This window comes from Streptococcus sanguinis, from assembly GCF_003943735.1.
GTDB classification, from domain to species: Bacteria; Bacillota; Bacilli; order Lactobacillales; family Streptococcaceae; genus Streptococcus; species Streptococcus sanguinis_E.
Genome location: NZ_RJMV01000013.1, coordinates 45,887 through 61,593, shown reverse-complemented (window position 1 = coordinate 61,593; position 15,707 = coordinate 45,887). Strand labels below are relative to the sequence as shown.

The following is a 15,707-nucleotide window of genomic DNA, read 5'->3' as shown; positions in this document are numbered from 1 at the left end:
TATATATGGATTACGTTACTGGTAAGTTTAAAAATAATGATTCTGATAGTGATAACGAACCAATGTCCAAATATAACGAACAAGTCTCTGGAGCAGAAAAAGTATTTTTACTGAAAGATATAAAGAAATTAATTGCTGAGACTAAAAAAATACCAGTTAAATATGTTCGTTACAGTAAGAATTATAGAGATATTGATTTTTTATGGTCGACGTGGTATTCTTTGGATGAAAAAATGATTGAAGATTTACATGACAATGAATTTTTAATATTTTTTACTAAAGTTGATGATGTATATAAAGGAGTTCAATTAGAAGCGCCTCAGCTTAAATTATTGACTAGCAAGATGAAACCAAGCAATAGTAAAACTGGGAACAAGACCTATGACTTCTATATTCGCCAAAAAGATGATGGTACTTATTATGAAAGTCGAAATGGTATAGATTTGTCAGAATATAATGTAAAAAAAGTCAACTTTGATTTCTTAAAATAGCAACAATTATTTATATATTAAACATTTTTAATGAATATCTTTTATCAAGAAAACAAAAGAAAAAAATAATTTATCAATTATATGGTTTGTAATATATATAACTGGTATGCAAGTAAATACTGGTTTTGTCTTATTTTACTTAAACTAAATATTATAAAAACCACTCTTGTTTTAACGTTGATTACANTTTTTTGTTAATAGATAAAAATGAACCCACTTAAATTGTAGTTTCATTTCACAACACTAAATAGAAAGGAACAAGGAGTGTTCGCAACTGAACACGGGTTCCAAAAATTCTGACTCAATATAAAAGAAAGGAACTGAACCCGACCTAAATTCTCGGAAAAAAGAGAAATCTGTCTAGGAGCATCGCTCCGTCGCCTGATTTCCTATTTTTCAGTCGAATTTTACGGTCTTGGTATCTTATATGAACAATACAGAATATTATGACCGTCTAGGTGTCTCTAAGAATGCTTCTCAGGATGAGATCAAGAGAGCCTATCGGAAATTATCTAAAAAGTACCACCCCGATATTAATAAGGAAGCTGGGGCGGAGGACAAATATAAAGAAGTCCAAGAGGCTTATGAGACTCTGAGCGACGAGCAAAAGCGGGCGGCCTATGATCAATACGGCGCGGCGGGAACTAATGGTGGCTTTGGCGGCGGTGCAGGCGGCTTCGGTGGCTTTGATGGCTCCGGCTTTGGCGGCTTTGAAGACATTTTCTCTAGCTTCTTTGGTGGCGGTGCTTCGCGTAATCCTAATGCTCCGCGCCAAGGGGACGATCTGCAGTATCGTGTGAATCTCCGCTTTGAAGAAGCGATTTTCGGAGCTGAGAAGGAAATCAAGTATAACCGCGAAGCGACTTGTCGTACCTGTGACGGGTCTGGTGCTAAGCCAGGAACTAGCCCTGTTACCTGTGGTCGCTGCCATGGCTCAGGTGTCATCAATGTTGATACCCAGACACCGCTTGGCATGATGCGTCGGCAAGTGACCTGTGATGTCTGTCATGGCCGAGGAAAAGAAATCAAAAGTCCTTGTGAAACCTGTCACGGAACGGGTCATGAAAAACAGGCTCACAGCGTTAAGGTGAAAATCCCTGCTGGTGTGGAAACTGGTCAGCAGGTTCGTCTGTCTGGTCAAGGCGAGGCAGGATTTAATGGCGGTCCTTATGGTGACCTTTATGTCGTGGTCCAAGTTGAGCCGAGTGACAAGTTTGAGCGAGATGGCTCTACCATTTACTACAAGCTCAATCTCAACTTTGTCCAAGCGGCTCTTGGTGACAGTGTGGATATCCCAACTGTTCACGGGGATGTGGAGCTGAATATCCCAGAAGGAACACAGACTGGCAAGCGTTTCCGCCTGCGTGGCAAGGGAGCACCGAGTCTGCGTGGTGGAAGCATGGGTGACCAGTATGTTACTGTCAATGTTGTGACACCGACTGGCCTCAACGACCGTCAAAAAGCGGCCCTCAAAGAATTTGCGGAAGCTGGCAATATCTCGGTCAATCCTAAGAAAAAAGGCTTCTTCGACAAAATGAAAGATGCCTTGGAAGATTTGTAATCATATAAAAAGGAGCAGCCTAATGCTGTTCTTTTTATGTTTTCTAGAAGGACATTTGGCAAATGTAGTCAAGTAAGAGAGCAGCTCTGATCAGCCATTTAATTAAAAGAAACTCACAATAAAAAGCGTAAAGAGATTTTCTCTATTTACTTTTACAAAAATTAATTGTTTTTTTAAGTAAAATCCATTGTAAAAATTTCCTAAAAGATATATGATAATACTATATGTATAAAACGCATCTTTTTAGTCTACAGGGGAGTTGGTTAGGAAGATAATGGGAGATTAGCTTTATACATTTTAGGAAAAAGGGGATTTATAAAGTGAAACGTTTTGAAAAAGTGCAGGAGCGAATTCAGAAATATTCGATTCGCAAATTGTCTGTTGGTGTGGGCTCAGTTGCCATTGCAGCTCTGATTTTTGGGAGCTCTTTGTCCAGTTTGACAGTTGCTGCAGATGAAGTAGGAGGCGGTGCGACTGCTCACTATACTTATGTTGAAGAGCAAGAGCTAACAGAGCAGGAAAAAGGTCTGATTAAGAAAGGTCTGCCTGAAAATCTGCAAACGGGGGAAAATTATTACCTGATTTATCGGAAGCAAGATGGGCAAACTGTCTTGCCGAGTACAGGAAATAACGGTCAGCCGCTTCTCGGCTTATTTGCGGGAACGGCTATTTTGGCTGTCCTGGTTTTCTCACGAAAGAAATCTGGTAAGTTACTAGGAGTGCTTTTGCTAGGTAGCTTGGGACAAACTGTGTTACAGTCTCCTCAAGCGTTTGCGCTAGAAAATCGGGAATTACTTTCCTATAACCGTCAAGTTGCGGTTTCGTCAGCAGTTTCTGAAGCGGATGTGACTATTGCAGGCTATAACTATATCGGTTACTTTACAGCTTCTGATTTGCGTACTTTGACAGAGACCAAGCCAACCTCTTTGTCAGCTGGTCAAGAAGCTCAAGTGCAAGCAGAAGTGTCAGAAGCTGCAAAAGAGGATTCTGATTCTATTGATCGAGCTGCTCAAGCAGGGTTGCTGTATCAGCTGAATCCTGATGAAAGTGATTCTGGCCAGATAGGGAATCTTCCAACCCCAACTCCAGTTCCAAAACCTAGTCTAGCTTCTCAACCGTCAAATCCACCTATAGAAACGGCAAAAGGGGAAAGTTTACAAGAGCCCGCCTTGCCAGAGTACAGCGGTGCTGTGAACGGTGAGTCGCTAGTTCAAGCGGAAACTCCAGTCTATACTGCCCCAGTTGGTACAGTTGGAGACACAGCCCCGGTTGAGCCAGCATTGCCAGAATATACAGGCGGCGTTAACGGCGAATCGCTAGTTCAAGCAGACAATCCAGTCTATGATGCTCCAGTAGCTACAGTTGATGATACAGCCCCAGTTGAGCCAGCCCTCCCAGAATACACAGGCGGCGTTAACGGTGAATCGACAGTTCAAGCAGACAATCCAGTCTATGATGCTCCAGTAGCTACAGTTAGTGACGTGGCTCCAGTTGAGCCAGCTTTGCCAGAATACACAGGTGGCGTTAATGGTGAGTCAACAGTTCAGCCAGAACAGCCTAGTCTACATACAGATATCAAGCTAGAAACGATTGAACCTCAAGTTGTCAACAAGACAGATGATAGCAAGTATCTTGATGAAGAGACAACTGTCGATGGAACACCAGGACAAAAAGAAATTGTAACCAGCTATGAAGTCTTGGAGGGTAATCGCATATCAGAGCCACAAACAACTGAAAGAATCTTGCATGAAGCAGTTGATACAGTGGTCACTCGAGGTAGCAAGGCTCGCATCAATAAAGAAGAATTGAGCAAGCAGCTAGCTTTGGCAGCGGCTGTAGATCCTGCAGTTTACACTAATCAATCCTACCAGCAGCTGCAAACAATTAAGAATATGGCTGCGACGGTTTATCAAACTTCGTCGAGTCAAGATGAAGTAGATGCAGGTGTCAACCAACTCAAGCAGGCTTTAGCTGACTTATTAGCCCTTAAAGCAGCGCCGAGTCTGACTGTTTCAGCAGTTAAGAAGGATGAATTGCAGAAATCAGTTCAGGTCCAATACCAGCTGACGGATAGGGACCAAGCCTATACTAGTGCTCATGTTCGTCTGAAGAAAGATGGCCAGCTGATAGCAGAGCAGAACTTGACGGCAGGCCAGCTGACTGCTAGCTTTAGTGGATTGGATTACTATACACCGTATAAGATTGAGACGACCCTGTCCTATGATTTAGGAAATGGCTCTGAAAGTCAGGAATTAGCTCAAGAGACAGTCCAGCTTGATCTGAAGAAGGTGGAACTCAAGTCCATCACTAATGTCTCCTTGATGAAGGTTGAAAATGGCCAGACAAAATTGATGCCTACTTTGGCTGAAAAACCAGCAAATCTGGACCAATATTATCTGCACTTTACATCCGACCAGTTCAAGGACACTGTCCTGCCGGTTACTTCTATCGAGGAAGTGGTCGTTGATAACCAGCCTGTCTTTAAGATCCAGGCTCAGCTGCCAGACTTGCTGCAAAGAAGTGCAACTGGTCTTCAAAACAGCTTTGATTTCTATCTGGAAAAGGCCAAGAAGCGTGAAGGAAATGTCTATTATGACTTCCAAGACCTCTTGGACGGAATCAAGGAAGATCCTTCTGGAACCTTTATTTTGGGCCGCAGTATCAGTGCCAAATTGATTGACAAACCTGCCAACAGCAAATCTTACTTACCAGGTGAGTTCAAAGGCCAGCTGATTGGTGGTCAAAATGGTGAGCGCCATGCGATTTTAGACTTAGCGCATCCTTTATTTGATACGATTACTGGCGGAACGGTCAAAGATATTGACTTTAAGCGAGTCAATATGGTTTATCCAGATTCGCAAGCGGGCGATACTATTGCGACAATTGCTGCCCGCTTGAAGAATAAAGGAGTAATCGAAAATGTCAATGTCCAAGGATACTTGGAAGGAAGAGACCATATAGCCGGTCTGGTTAACAATATAGAAGGCCAATCTCGAGTTGAAAATGTCTCCTTTAAGGGTCAGATTAAGTCTAAAGGCGGAAATTCTGTAACAGCTGGTATCGCTGGAACCAACGCCATGTCCTTGGTGAAACGTGCCTACGTTGAAGCGGATATTTGGGTTAAGAGTGGCCAAAACGCAGGTATGCTGGTCGCTCAAAACTTCACTGACTATTCAGGTTCAGGCTGGGGTAATTGGGGCAGATTGATGCAATCAGTTGCCAAAGGTAAGTTGGAGGATGCAGGCTCAAGAAATGCGGCTGGTATCGCTGCTTCCATTTGGCCGTATGGAACTATCAATGACACAGTCAGCTATGCCACAGTAGTAAACGGTAAAGAGCTCTTTAGCTCAGATAATGAGATTACCGACGCTTGGATGGGGCAAAAACTCCAAAACCTTTTTGGTGTTCAGGGACACAGCTCTGGAACCAAGACAGGAAAAGATGCCAAGTTCCGCCGCTTGACAGAAGCTGAAGCGGAGCAAAAAGTCAAGAGCTATCGGATTACGGCTCTTGAACAAACCAGCGCAAATGAAGTAACAACTGAGAAGCTAAATGCTGCTATCCTGAGAACAAGTACTTATCAAGATAAACCAGGATACAAGGCAGAAAATGAACAGCTTTATCAGAACCTAGAGCGCTTTATGCCTTTCTACAATCAAGAGTTCTTGATTCATGAAGCCAATAAGCTGGTGGATGCTGGTAAGGCGGGTGACCTGTTGACCAAGAAAGTTCTATCAGTTCAAGCTCTGAAAGGCAATCAGTTTGTTGCTGGAGGAACGGATGCAGATAAGATCTTAGTCCATTTTGAAGACGGAAGCAAGACTATCTACAATCTTCAAAATCAAGCACGATTTGAACAGACGGTTCTGCCGGAATATCAGATTGCAGAGCTTGGTACGGTCTATACTCCAAATCACTCAACCGCAGTCAAAGAAGACTTGCTGACTCAGCTGACTGAGAGCTTAAAGAGTTTTGAACTGTACAGTGATGAAATCTATCGTTCTGTTGGTCTGCCTAATGATAATGATAGAGTCAACAAAGTGAAGCGCCTCTTCTTGGATGAATCTCTGGCTGAAGTGAAAGCCAACTTGCAGGATATGCTTGGTAAGCTCTTGGCTAATGAATGGACAAGATTCCATGCTGACAATCCAGCAGCCAACGAAGCTCTGAAAGCTAAAATTGAAGAGAACAAGACCGCTATCATGCTCGGTCTGACCTATCTCAACCGTTATTACGATCTCAAGTTTGGCGACTACAACCTCAAGGAGCTAGTGCTCTTCAAACCAGACTTCTATGGTGAAAAAGTGCCATTGCTGGACCGCTTGATTAAGATTGGACGTTCGACAGAAAATCAACTGAAAGGGGCAGACAATGTCAATATGTTTGCGCGTCAGTTGAAGGCTGAGTCCAAGTCTAGTGATTTGGTGGCTTACTTGGATTACAACCGTCGCCTGCTGACTGACTTTGCGGACATGGATTCTTGGTTCAAGGATGCAACCCGAGGCTTTATTCAGTTTGAAGAACGCCAGTCAGAAGTCGAGGAGATCAAGTCTGCTAAGTATCGCGTCTTTGACAACCTCAACTCTGAATATTTCAGCAACTATATCCTTCCACTTCTAACCTTGAAGAATACGCGCTTAGCCATTCTGTCAAACTATAGCACGATGGCCTTTGTCAACAGAGACAAGCGCCGGTCATGGACTGATGAACGATTTAACGCGCGCATCAAGGAAGTAGCGACCCAGCATCGAAATCACGTAGACACTTGGTACAAACTGCTCTCAGATGATATCAAGTCCAGAATGGTCAAGCAAAATGTAACGGCTGTATGGGATGGTTTTGATGTAGAAGGACGTGGCTGGATTGATGTCAACGGAAATGATAATAAGGGCAATCCTTATGCACCATCCCGCGAGTTCTTTAACCTAGTTGGTGGCAGAGCTGGTGGCTGGTACAAGTCAAATGGCTATGGTGCCCATGCTGCTGGTTCGATCCGTGTGAACTTCGAGGCCTTTGATCTCTTGACAGAATACGGTGTGTCCGTCTTCACGCACGAACTCACCCACGTCAATGACAGAGATATTTACCTGGGCGGACATGGCAGACGACAAGGTATCGGACCAGAAGGCTATGCCCAAGGGTTGCTCCAATCACCTGTTCCTGGTCAGCCAGGTTGGGGTGCTCTGGGTCTCAATATGGCCTTTGAACGTCCAAATGATGGAAGTCTCATTTTCAATAGCTCGCCAAGTCTCTTCAAGAACCGAGCAGACATCGACCATTACATGAAGGGATATAATGATACCCTCATGCTGCTGGATTACCTTGAAGGTCAAGCGGTTGTGGATAAAGGAAATGAAGCCGCAGCTAAATGGTTCAAGAAGGTTGAGCCGAAGGTTGTAGATGCTCGGACTCAATACGATGTTGTGAGAGAGTTAACGGCAGAGGAGAAAGCAACCATGTCAGTCTCATCTGTAGAGGATTTGGTTGACCAAGGCTTGCTGTCTAACCGTGCGGTTGACAATCGAACTTATAACCCTGCTGACTATGACTCTAGTTACATTGCGATCGACTTCATGACAGGTATCTATGGTGGGGGTCAAAACAATACTGGAGCGCCAGGTGCCTTGATGTTCAAGCATAATACCTTCAGAATCTGGGGTTACTATGGCTATGAAAAAGGCTTTGTAAGCTATGCTTCTAATAAACACCGTAAGACAGCCAATGAGCAAGGTGTGACTGGTTTGAGCGACAACTTTATCATCAAGCAAATTTCTGAAGGCGAATTCGAAACCATGGAAGCCTTCAAGAAAGCTTACTTCAGAAAAGTTGTGGACAAAGCACAAACCTCAGGTATTAAGCCAGTGACGATCAACGGAAAAGTCTATACTACTTATGAAGAGCTGAAAGCTGGCTTTGCAGAAGCTGTTGACAAGGATCTGAAGAAGTCTCGTGTCGATGAACGCGCAACCAAGGACTTCAAGTATGCTGTCTTTACGCAGTTGCTCAAGAACACCAATAGCTTTATGGATGAAAACTCCATTTGGGGTTCCTAAGAAATAGTGTCAGATTTGCTGCATGTGTAACTGCAAATAATGACCTTTAGCAATATGTGATCAATAACCCATTTGGATTGGATCTGTTTGTTAATAACTGACAGTCTGATTCCGATGGGTTGTTTTGTTGCATAATGGCAAGTCAAAGTGCAGATTATCCCTAATTCTTATACGGTATTTTTACAAAAAACTGTCCCCAGACAGTTCCTGCTTTTAGGGCTTGCTGAGGGCTTTTTTTCCTGCTAAAATAAACACATGACACGATATAAAGCGATTATTTCCTATGATGGTTATGGCTTTGCTGGCTTTCAGCGACAGCCCCATGCCAGAAGCGTTCAGGAAGAGATTGAAAAGACCCTGACTCGTATCAATAAAGGCCAGCCTGTGGTGATTCATGGAGCGGGCCGGACCGACAGCGGTGTCCATGCTCTGGGCCAGGTGCTGCATTTTGATTTACCAGAAGAGCGGGATGAAGAGAAATTGCGTTTTGCCTTGGATACCCAGACGCCGGAAGATATTGATTTTATCAGTGTGGAGCAAGTATCGGATGATTTTCATTCTCGCTACAATAAGCACAGCAAGACCTATGAATTCTTGGTGGACATCGGCCGGCCTAAAAATCCTATGATGCGCCATTATGCCACGCATTATCCTTATCCTTTGGAATTGAGTCTGATAGAAGAAGCGATTGCTCAGTTAGAGGGAACGCATGATTTTACTGGATTTACGGCTTCGGGGACAAGTGTGGAAGACAAGGTTCGGACCATTACCGAGGCCAAGGTCCGCTATGATGCAGAGCGTAATTTTCTGGTCTTTACTTTTTCGGGCAATGGCTTTCTCTATAAGCAGATCCGTAATATGGTAGGGACGCTGCTCAAGATTGGCAATAAGCGCATGCCAGTAGAGCAGATTCAGAGGATTTTAGCGGAGAAAGACCGCCATCTGGCAGGACCAACAGCCGGTCCAAATGGTCTTTATCTAAAGGAGATTCGTTATGAAGAATAAGTTGATTTTAGCCCTTTCGGGCAATGATATTTTCAGCGGCGGCGGACTGCATGCCGATTTGGCTACCTACACAGTCAATGGTCTGCATGGGTTTGTAGCTGTGACTTGCCTGACGGCGATGACTGACAAGGGATTTGAGGTCATTCCAGTTGAGGAAGAGGTTTTTGCCCAGCAGTTAGCCAGTCTCAAAGATATTTCTTTTTCTGCTATTAAGATAGGACTTTTACCCAATCTGGAAATAGCAGAGCAGGCTTTGGCTTTTGTCAAGCAGCATGCAGATATACCCGTAGTGCTGGATCCTGTTCTGGTCTGCAAGGAAAATCATGACTTGGAAGTCAGTGCGCTGAGAGAAGAAATCATCAAGTTTTTCCCTTATGTCAGCATCATCACACCAAATCTGGCAGAAGCTCAGCTATTAACCCAAAAAGAAATCAAAAGTCTGGAAGATATGCAGGCTGCAGCCAAGGAGCTCTATGATTTGGGGGCCAAGCATGTGGTGATTAAGGGCGGCAATCGCTTAAGCAAGGAGCGGGCAGTGGATGTTTACTATGACGGACGCGATTTTAAGGTCATGGAATCGCCAGTGCTGGCTAGCAACAATACCGGAGCAGGCTGCACATTTGCTTCCAGCATTGCCAGTCAGTTGCTTCTAGGCAAGTCTCCGCTTGCAGCAGTTCAAATTTCTAAAGATTTTGTTTATCGAGCGATTCAGCGCTCAGATCAATATGGGGTAGTTCAGTATGAGAAATCATCAAGTTAAAAAATTAGTTATCTTAGCTTTCATCACAGCACTGTCTGTGGTTTTGGGGAATTTTGTGAAAATTCCAACGGCGACAGGATTTTTGACACTGCTGGATGCAGGGATTTATTTTACAGCCTTCTACTTTGGCCGCAAGGAAGCGGCTATTGTCGGAGGCCTTTCAGGCTTTTTGATTGATATGATTGCAGGCTATCCTCAATGGATGATTTTCAGCCTGATTTGCCACGGACTTCAAGGTTTCTTTGCTGGCTTTGAGGGCAAGAAACGCTATCTTGGTCTGGTCTTGGCTGCAGTAGCTATGGTCGGTGGCTATGCCCTCTTTGATAGCATCATGAATGGTGTCGGAGCAGGTCTGGCTGGAATCTTGGGCAATTTTATGCAGAATGCTTTTGGTTTAGCAGTCGGTTTTGCCCTCTACAAAGCCTTCCCAGAGAGTTTGAAAAAGACAGTCACAGTGAAATAAACGAGGTGAGACATGGACTTAGCTAAGATTGGAGCAGAAACTCGTCAGATTCTTCTGGACGTTTTGGACAAAGCTGCCTTGGTCGAGGGAGATATTTTTGTTCTGGGTCTATCCTCTAGTGAGGTTGTCGGAGGCCATATCGGTCAGAATTCCAGTCTGGAAGTTGGACAGGTCATTGTCAAAACCATACTGGATATCTTAGAAGAGAAGGATATCTTTCTGGCAGTTCAGGGATGTGAGCATCTCAATCGGGCCCTCGTAGTCGAAAGAGCCTTGGCGAACAAGAAGGATTTGGAGATAGTCAATGTTCTGCCTACTCTTCATGCTGGAGGCAGCGGTCAGCTAGCTGCTTTTCAATACATGAAGGATCCTGTCGAGGTGGAGTTTATCGTTGCTCAGGCGGGGCTGGACATTGGCGATACTGCTATCGGCATGCATGTCAAGCACGTGCAGATTCCTATCCGACCGATTCTCAAGGAATTGGGAGCTGCCCATGTCACGGCTTTAGCCAGCCGTCCCAAGCTAATCGGCGGCGCCAGAGCGGCCTATATAGAGGATAAAATCAGGAAGGGATAAAAGGAAAAATAATTTTGAAAAAAACTCTAATTATGCTATAATGGGTTGTATTCAATAAATTTTAAGGAGAAATGACAGAATGTCTGTATCATTTGAAAACAAAGAAACAAATCGCGGTCTTTTGACTTTTAGCATCAGTCAAGAGAAAATCAAGCCTGCCTTGGATCGTGTATTTAACTCAGTAAAAAAAGATATTGCTGTACCAGGTTTCCGTAAAGGTCGCCTTCCACGTGCTATCTTCAACCAACGCTTTGGTGAAGAAGCCCTCTACCAAGATGCTTTGAACGCTCTTCTTCCAGAAGCATACGAAGCGGCTGTCAAAGAAGCGGGTATCGAAGTAGTTGCTCAGCCTCAGTTTGATGTCGAGTCTATGGAAAAAGGTCAAGACTGGGTCATCAAAGCTGAAGTAGTCACTAAGCCAGAAGTTAAGCTGGGTGCTTACAAAGACTTGGAAGTAACTGTTGAAGCTACTAAAGAAGTGACTGACGCTGAAGTAGATGGACGCATTGAGCGTGAGCGCAACAACTTGGCTGAGTTGGTTCTGAAAGAAGGTCCAGCAGCTGATGGTGATACAGTTGTGATTGACTTTGTTGGATCTGTTGACGGCGTTGAATTTGACGGCGGCAAGGGTGACAACTTCTCACTTGGACTTGGCAGCGGTCAATTCATCCCAGGATTTGAAGAGCAGTTGGTTGGCCACAGCGCAGGTGAAACAGTGGACGTTGTCGTAACTTTCCCAGAAGACTACCAAGCAGAAGACTTGGCAGGTAAGGAAGCTAAGTTTGTGACAACTATTCACGAAGTTAAAGAAAAAGAAGTTCCAGCATTGGACGACGAACTTGCAAAAGATATCGACGAAGAAGTGGAAACGCTTGATGAGCTGAAAGAAAAGTACCGCAAAGAATTGTCAGAAGCTAAGGAAACAGCTTATAAGGATGCGGTAGAAGCAGCAGCTATTGATCAAGCAGTAGCAAATGCTGAAATCGTTGACTTGCCAGCAGAAATGGTCCACGAAGAAGTACACCGCGCTGTTAATGAATTCTTGGGCAATATGCAACGCCAAGGTATCTCACCTGACATGTACTTCCAAATCACAGGTACTAGTCAGGAAGACCTGCACAAGCAATACGAAGCAGATGCTGAGTCACGCACTAAGACAAACCTTGTCGTAGAAGCTGTTGCTAAGGCAGAAGGTTTTGAAGCTAGCGCAGAAGAAATCGAAGCAGAAGTAACTTCATTGGCTACAGACTACAACATGGAAGTAGAACGTGTTCGTCAATTGCTGTCAGAAGATATGCTGAAACACGACATCGCTATCAAGAAAGCTGTCGAAGTGATTACTAGCACTGCGAAAGTGAAATAAGCTTCATCATTCAAAATGAGATCATTTGAAACTAGTGTATAAATGCACTAGTTTCTTTTTGTACTTGTTCCGTGATTTTTCCCGGATTTTCTTTTGACGAAAATAGAAATTTATCGTACAATAGAAAGTAGCGAAAAATTGCAAGAGGGCGACAAGCCTTTACTTAATCTTAAAGGAGATCAACTTTGGAATTAGAAGTATTTGCTGGACAGGAAAAAAGTGAGCTTTCTATGATTGAAGTGGCGCGTGCCATTTTGGAAGCCCGCGGCCGCGACCATGAGATGTATTTTAATGATCTGGTCAATGAAATTCAAAACTATCTGGAAAAATCAAACAGTGAGATTCGTGATGCACTGCCTTTATTCTACACAGAACTCAATGTAGACGGCAGCTTTATTCCGCTGGGAGATAATAAATGGGGCCTGCGTTCATGGTATGCCATCGACGAAGTGGATGAAGAAATCATCGCCTTGGAAGAAACTGATGAGGACGATGCACCTAAGAAACGTAAGAAAAAACGCGTCAATGCCTTTATGGATGGCGACGAGGATGCCATTGACTACAGTGATGACGATCCAGAAGATGAGGACGGCTACGAAGCAGATCCAGCTCTCTCATATGATGAGGAAAATCCAGACGATGAGAAGAACGAAGTGGAAGCTTACGATGCTGAAATCAACGAAATCGCTCCAGATGATCTAGGTGAAGAAGTCGAACTCAACGAAGAAGATGACGACTACTCTGACGAAGACACGGAGACCGAAGAGGAAGAATAAATCAACCAAAAGAAGCAAGGGACGAAATCCTTTGTTTCTTTTAATGTTCCTTGAAATATAAGTTCGGAAGGTGTAGAATACTAATAAAATTTAATAAAGAAAAGGCGGAGGTAAGCTGCTATGAAATTTGTCATTGATAAGAGTCTGAGTGATTTAGGCATTAAGAGTGTTGTTATCGGGATTGCTAAGAATGTCAATCCTCATGCAGAACTGTCACCCTCATTTCTAAAAAAGAAAAAGGAAATGGAAGACTGGGCTCTGGCTTGTGACTTAGATGAGGTGCTTGGGTCGTCAGTGGTTCAAGGTTATGTAGAAATACTGCAGCGCGTGGGTCGCAGTGTCAAGAAAAATCCTCCGACGGTTCCCGCTCTGATTCGCAATATCCAGCACCGCGGATCGCTCCCTCATATTAATAGCATTATTGATATTTATAATGTCGAAGCCCTGCATTCTCTACTGGCTATTGGTGGGCATGATTTTGACAAGATTGATGGCCAGATAGAATTTACCGTAAGCCAAAAGGAAGATGTCTTTCTGCCTATTTTGTCCAAGGAGAAGCATGTTGCTAAGACGGACTATGTCTATCGGGATGCCAAAGGCATTTTGGCTTGGCTGGATGTTCGTGACAGCGAGTATTATAAGTTTGATGAGGAGACCAAGGATGCTATTTTCATCATTCAGGGGAATGCCAATACCTCTGTCGAAATGCGTCTGGAAGCCTTGGAGCGAATCCGACACGATTTAGCAGAGTGCATGCCTGATGTAGAATTTGAAACACATGTCATTAGTATTAGTGAAAATGGATGCAAACCGACTGAAAATATTTGACAATTTTTTAGGTTTGCGATATCATACTGTTCGGGCACCTCTTTTAGAGGTCAGAGCTTCCTGTTTCCAGGGAGCTATTTTTCTTTTTCAGACAGATTATGGAAAATCCTCCTCTAGCTAAGTTTCCAGCAACTGTGATGCTTGCTGGAACGAATTGTTTTATGAAAAGGAGCACGTATGTCAACTAAATATATTTTTGTCACCGGTGGTGTAGTTTCTTCTATCGGGAAAGGGATTGTGGCAGCTAGCTTGGGGCGGCTTTTAAAGAATCGCGGTCTCAAGGTTACGATTCAGAAGTTTGACCCTTATATCAACATTGATCCCGGTACCATGAGCCCTTACCAGCATGGGGAAGTGTTTGTGACAGATGATGGAGCTGAGACGGATCTGGATCTGGGGCATTATGAGCGTTTTATTGACATCAATCTCAATAAATACTCCAATGTCACCACTGGTAAAATCTATAGCGAAGTCCTGCGCAAGGAGCGTAAAGGCGAGTATCTGGGGGCGACGGTCCAAGTCATTCCACATATTACAGATGCTCTCAAGGACAAGATCAAGCGGGCAGCACGGACGACGGACTCGGATGTGATTATCACAGAGGTCGGTGGCACAGTGGGCGACATCGAGTCTCTTCCTTTCTTAGAGGCTTTGCGCCAGATGAAGGCGGATGTCGGTGCAGATAATGTCATGTATATCCATACGACCCTCCTGCCCTATCTCAAGGCAGCCGGTGAAATGAAGACCAAGCCGACTCAGCATTCTGTCAAAGAGTTGCGCGGTTTGGGGATTCAGCCTAATATGCTGGTCATCCGCACAGAGAAGCCAGCTGGACAAAACATCAAAAACAAACTGGCTCAATTCTGTGATGTGGCGCCGGAGGCGGTCATTGAGTCGCTAGATGTGGAGCATCTTTACCAAATTCCTCTCAATTTGCAGGCGCAAAAGATGGACCAAATCGTCTGTGACCATCTGAAGCTGGATGCGCCGGCGGCAGATATGACAGAGTGGTCAGCTATGGTAGAAAAAGTGATGAGTCTGGAAAAGCAGGTTCGTATTGCTCTGGTCGGCAAGTATGTCGAGTTGCCAGATGCTTATATTTCAGTTGTTGAAGCGCTTAAGCATGCCGGCTATGCCAATGATGCGGATGTTAAGATTGACTGGATTGATGCGAATCAGGTAACTACCGGAAACGCCGCAGAGCTTCTTGGAAATGCGGATGGGATTATCGTTCCGGGTGGCTTTGGTCAGAGAGGAACTGAGGGTAAGATTCAGGCAATCCGCTATGCGCGTGAGCAGGATGTTCCTATGTTGGGGATTTGCTTGGGTATGCAGCTAACCTGTGTTGAATTCGCCCGTCACGTCCTTGGACTGGCAGATGCCAACTCAGCGGAGCTCAATCCAGATACACCGTATCCGATTATTGACCTCATGCGTGATCAGATTGATGTAGAAGACTTGGGTGGAACGCTGAGATTGGGGCTCTATCCTTCTAAGCTTAAGAGTGGCTCTAAGGCAGCAGCGGCTTACGACTATCAAGAAGTCGTGCAGCGCCGTCACCGTCATCGCTATGAGTTTAACAATGACTTTCGCGAGCAGTTTGAGGCAGCTGGATTTGTATTTTCAGGAGTTTCACCAGACAATCGCTTGGTCGAAATAGTGGAAATCCCAGAAAATAAATTCTTCGCGGCCTGTCAGTACCACCCAGAGCTTTCCAGCCGACCGAACCGACCTGAAGGTCTTTATACGGCCTTTGTCACGGCAGCGGTAGAAAAGATTCAGGAGAGATAGACTAGTTTTGTATGACCTAAGCGACTTTTCTAGAGAAATG

Annotated in this window: 11 protein-coding genes; all 11 read left to right on the top strand. The window is 44.3% G+C overall.

The window, feature by feature from the left end; translation table 11 throughout:
- Window positions 1-491 (top strand): hypothetical protein (locus tag D8877_RS12295; RefSeq protein WP_185760218.1); only part of this gene is annotated, 491 nt, incomplete at its 5' end.
- Window positions 492-918: 427 nt separating this feature from the next.
- The gene (gene dnaJ / locus D8877_RS10870) at window positions 919-2,052 is read left to right on the top strand and encodes a molecular chaperone DnaJ (RefSeq protein WP_125353324.1); all 1,134 of its coding nucleotides are present in this window, start codon (window positions 919-921) and stop codon (window positions 2,050-2,052) included.
- A 320-nt stretch (window positions 2,053-2,372) separates the two neighbouring features.
- On the top strand, window positions 2,373-8,105 hold the full coding sequence (locus tag D8877_RS10865) for a ZmpA/ZmpB/ZmpC family metallo-endopeptidase (RefSeq protein WP_125353321.1): 5,733 nt from the start codon (window positions 2,373-2,375) through the stop codon (window positions 8,103-8,105).
- A 255-nt stretch (window positions 8,106-8,360) separates the two neighbouring features.
- On the top strand, window positions 8,361-9,110 hold the full coding sequence (gene truA, locus D8877_RS10860) for a tRNA pseudouridine(38-40) synthase TruA (protein ID WP_125353319.1): 750 nt from the start codon (window positions 8,361-8,363) through the stop codon (window positions 9,108-9,110).
- Window positions 9,100-9,870, top strand: a complete 771-nt coding sequence (locus D8877_RS10855; RefSeq protein ID WP_125353316.1) for a bifunctional hydroxymethylpyrimidine kinase/phosphomethylpyrimidine kinase — start codon at window positions 9,100-9,102, stop codon at window positions 9,868-9,870. Before truA ends, D8877_RS10855 begins: the two co-directional genes overlap by 11 nt.
- A complete protein-coding gene (locus D8877_RS10850; protein WP_125353314.1) occupies window positions 9,851-10,333 on the top strand; it encodes an ECF transporter S component in 483 nt (160 codons plus the stop codon). Before D8877_RS10855 ends, D8877_RS10850 begins: the two co-directional genes overlap by 20 nt.
- A 12-nt stretch (window positions 10,334-10,345) precedes the next feature.
- A complete protein-coding gene (locus D8877_RS10845; protein WP_125353311.1) occupies window positions 10,346-10,909 on the top strand; it encodes a TIGR01440 family protein in 564 nt (187 codons plus the stop codon).
- A 79-nt stretch (window positions 10,910-10,988) separates the two neighbouring features.
- Window positions 10,989-12,272: a trigger factor gene (gene tig / locus D8877_RS10840; protein ID WP_125353309.1), complete on the top strand. Its 1,284-nt coding sequence runs from the start codon at window positions 10,989-10,991 to the stop codon at window positions 12,270-12,272.
- Window positions 12,273-12,457: 185 nt separating this feature from the next.
- A complete protein-coding gene (gene rpoE / locus D8877_RS10835; protein ID WP_002898937.1) occupies window positions 12,458-13,048 on the top strand; it encodes a DNA-directed RNA polymerase subunit delta in 591 nt (196 codons plus the stop codon).
- Between the two features lie 120 nt (window positions 13,049-13,168).
- Window positions 13,169-13,876 carry a B3/B4 domain-containing protein gene (locus D8877_RS10830; protein ID WP_125353306.1) on the top strand — a complete coding sequence of 236 codons (708 nt, stop codon included), beginning with the start codon at window positions 13,169-13,171 and terminating at the stop codon, window positions 13,874-13,876.
- Between the two features lie 177 nt (window positions 13,877-14,053).
- Complete coding sequence (gene pyrG / locus D8877_RS10825) at window positions 14,054-15,667, top strand: CTP synthase (RefSeq protein WP_125353304.1); 1,614 nt, start codon at window positions 14,054-14,056, stop codon at window positions 15,665-15,667.
- Window positions 15,668-15,707: the final 40 nt, after the last annotated feature.

What these genes read in the sequence shown, in the direction of transcription:
- dnaJ (WP_125353324.1), top strand. Translation starts at nt 919, where the DNA reads ATGAACAATACAGAATATTATGACCGTCTAGGTGTCTCTAAGAATGCT.
- truA (WP_125353319.1), top strand. Translation starts at nt 8,361, where the DNA reads ATGACACGATATAAAGCGATTATTTCCTATGATGGTTATGGCTTTGCT.
- D8877_RS10855 (WP_125353316.1), top strand. Translation starts at nt 9,100, where the DNA reads ATGAAGAATAAGTTGATTTTAGCCCTTTCGGGCAATGATATTTTCAGC.
- D8877_RS10850 (WP_125353314.1), top strand. Translation starts at nt 9,851, where the DNA reads ATGAGAAATCATCAAGTTAAAAAATTAGTTATCTTAGCTTTCATCACA.
- D8877_RS10845 (WP_125353311.1), top strand. Translation starts at nt 10,346, where the DNA reads ATGGACTTAGCTAAGATTGGAGCAGAAACTCGTCAGATTCTTCTGGAC.
- tig (WP_125353309.1), top strand. Translation starts at nt 10,989, where the DNA reads ATGTCTGTATCATTTGAAAACAAAGAAACAAATCGCGGTCTTTTGACT.
- D8877_RS10830 (WP_125353306.1), top strand. Translation starts at nt 13,169, where the DNA reads ATGAAATTTGTCATTGATAAGAGTCTGAGTGATTTAGGCATTAAGAGT.
- pyrG (WP_125353304.1), top strand. Translation starts at nt 14,054, where the DNA reads ATGTCAACTAAATATATTTTTGTCACCGGTGGTGTAGTTTCTTCTATC.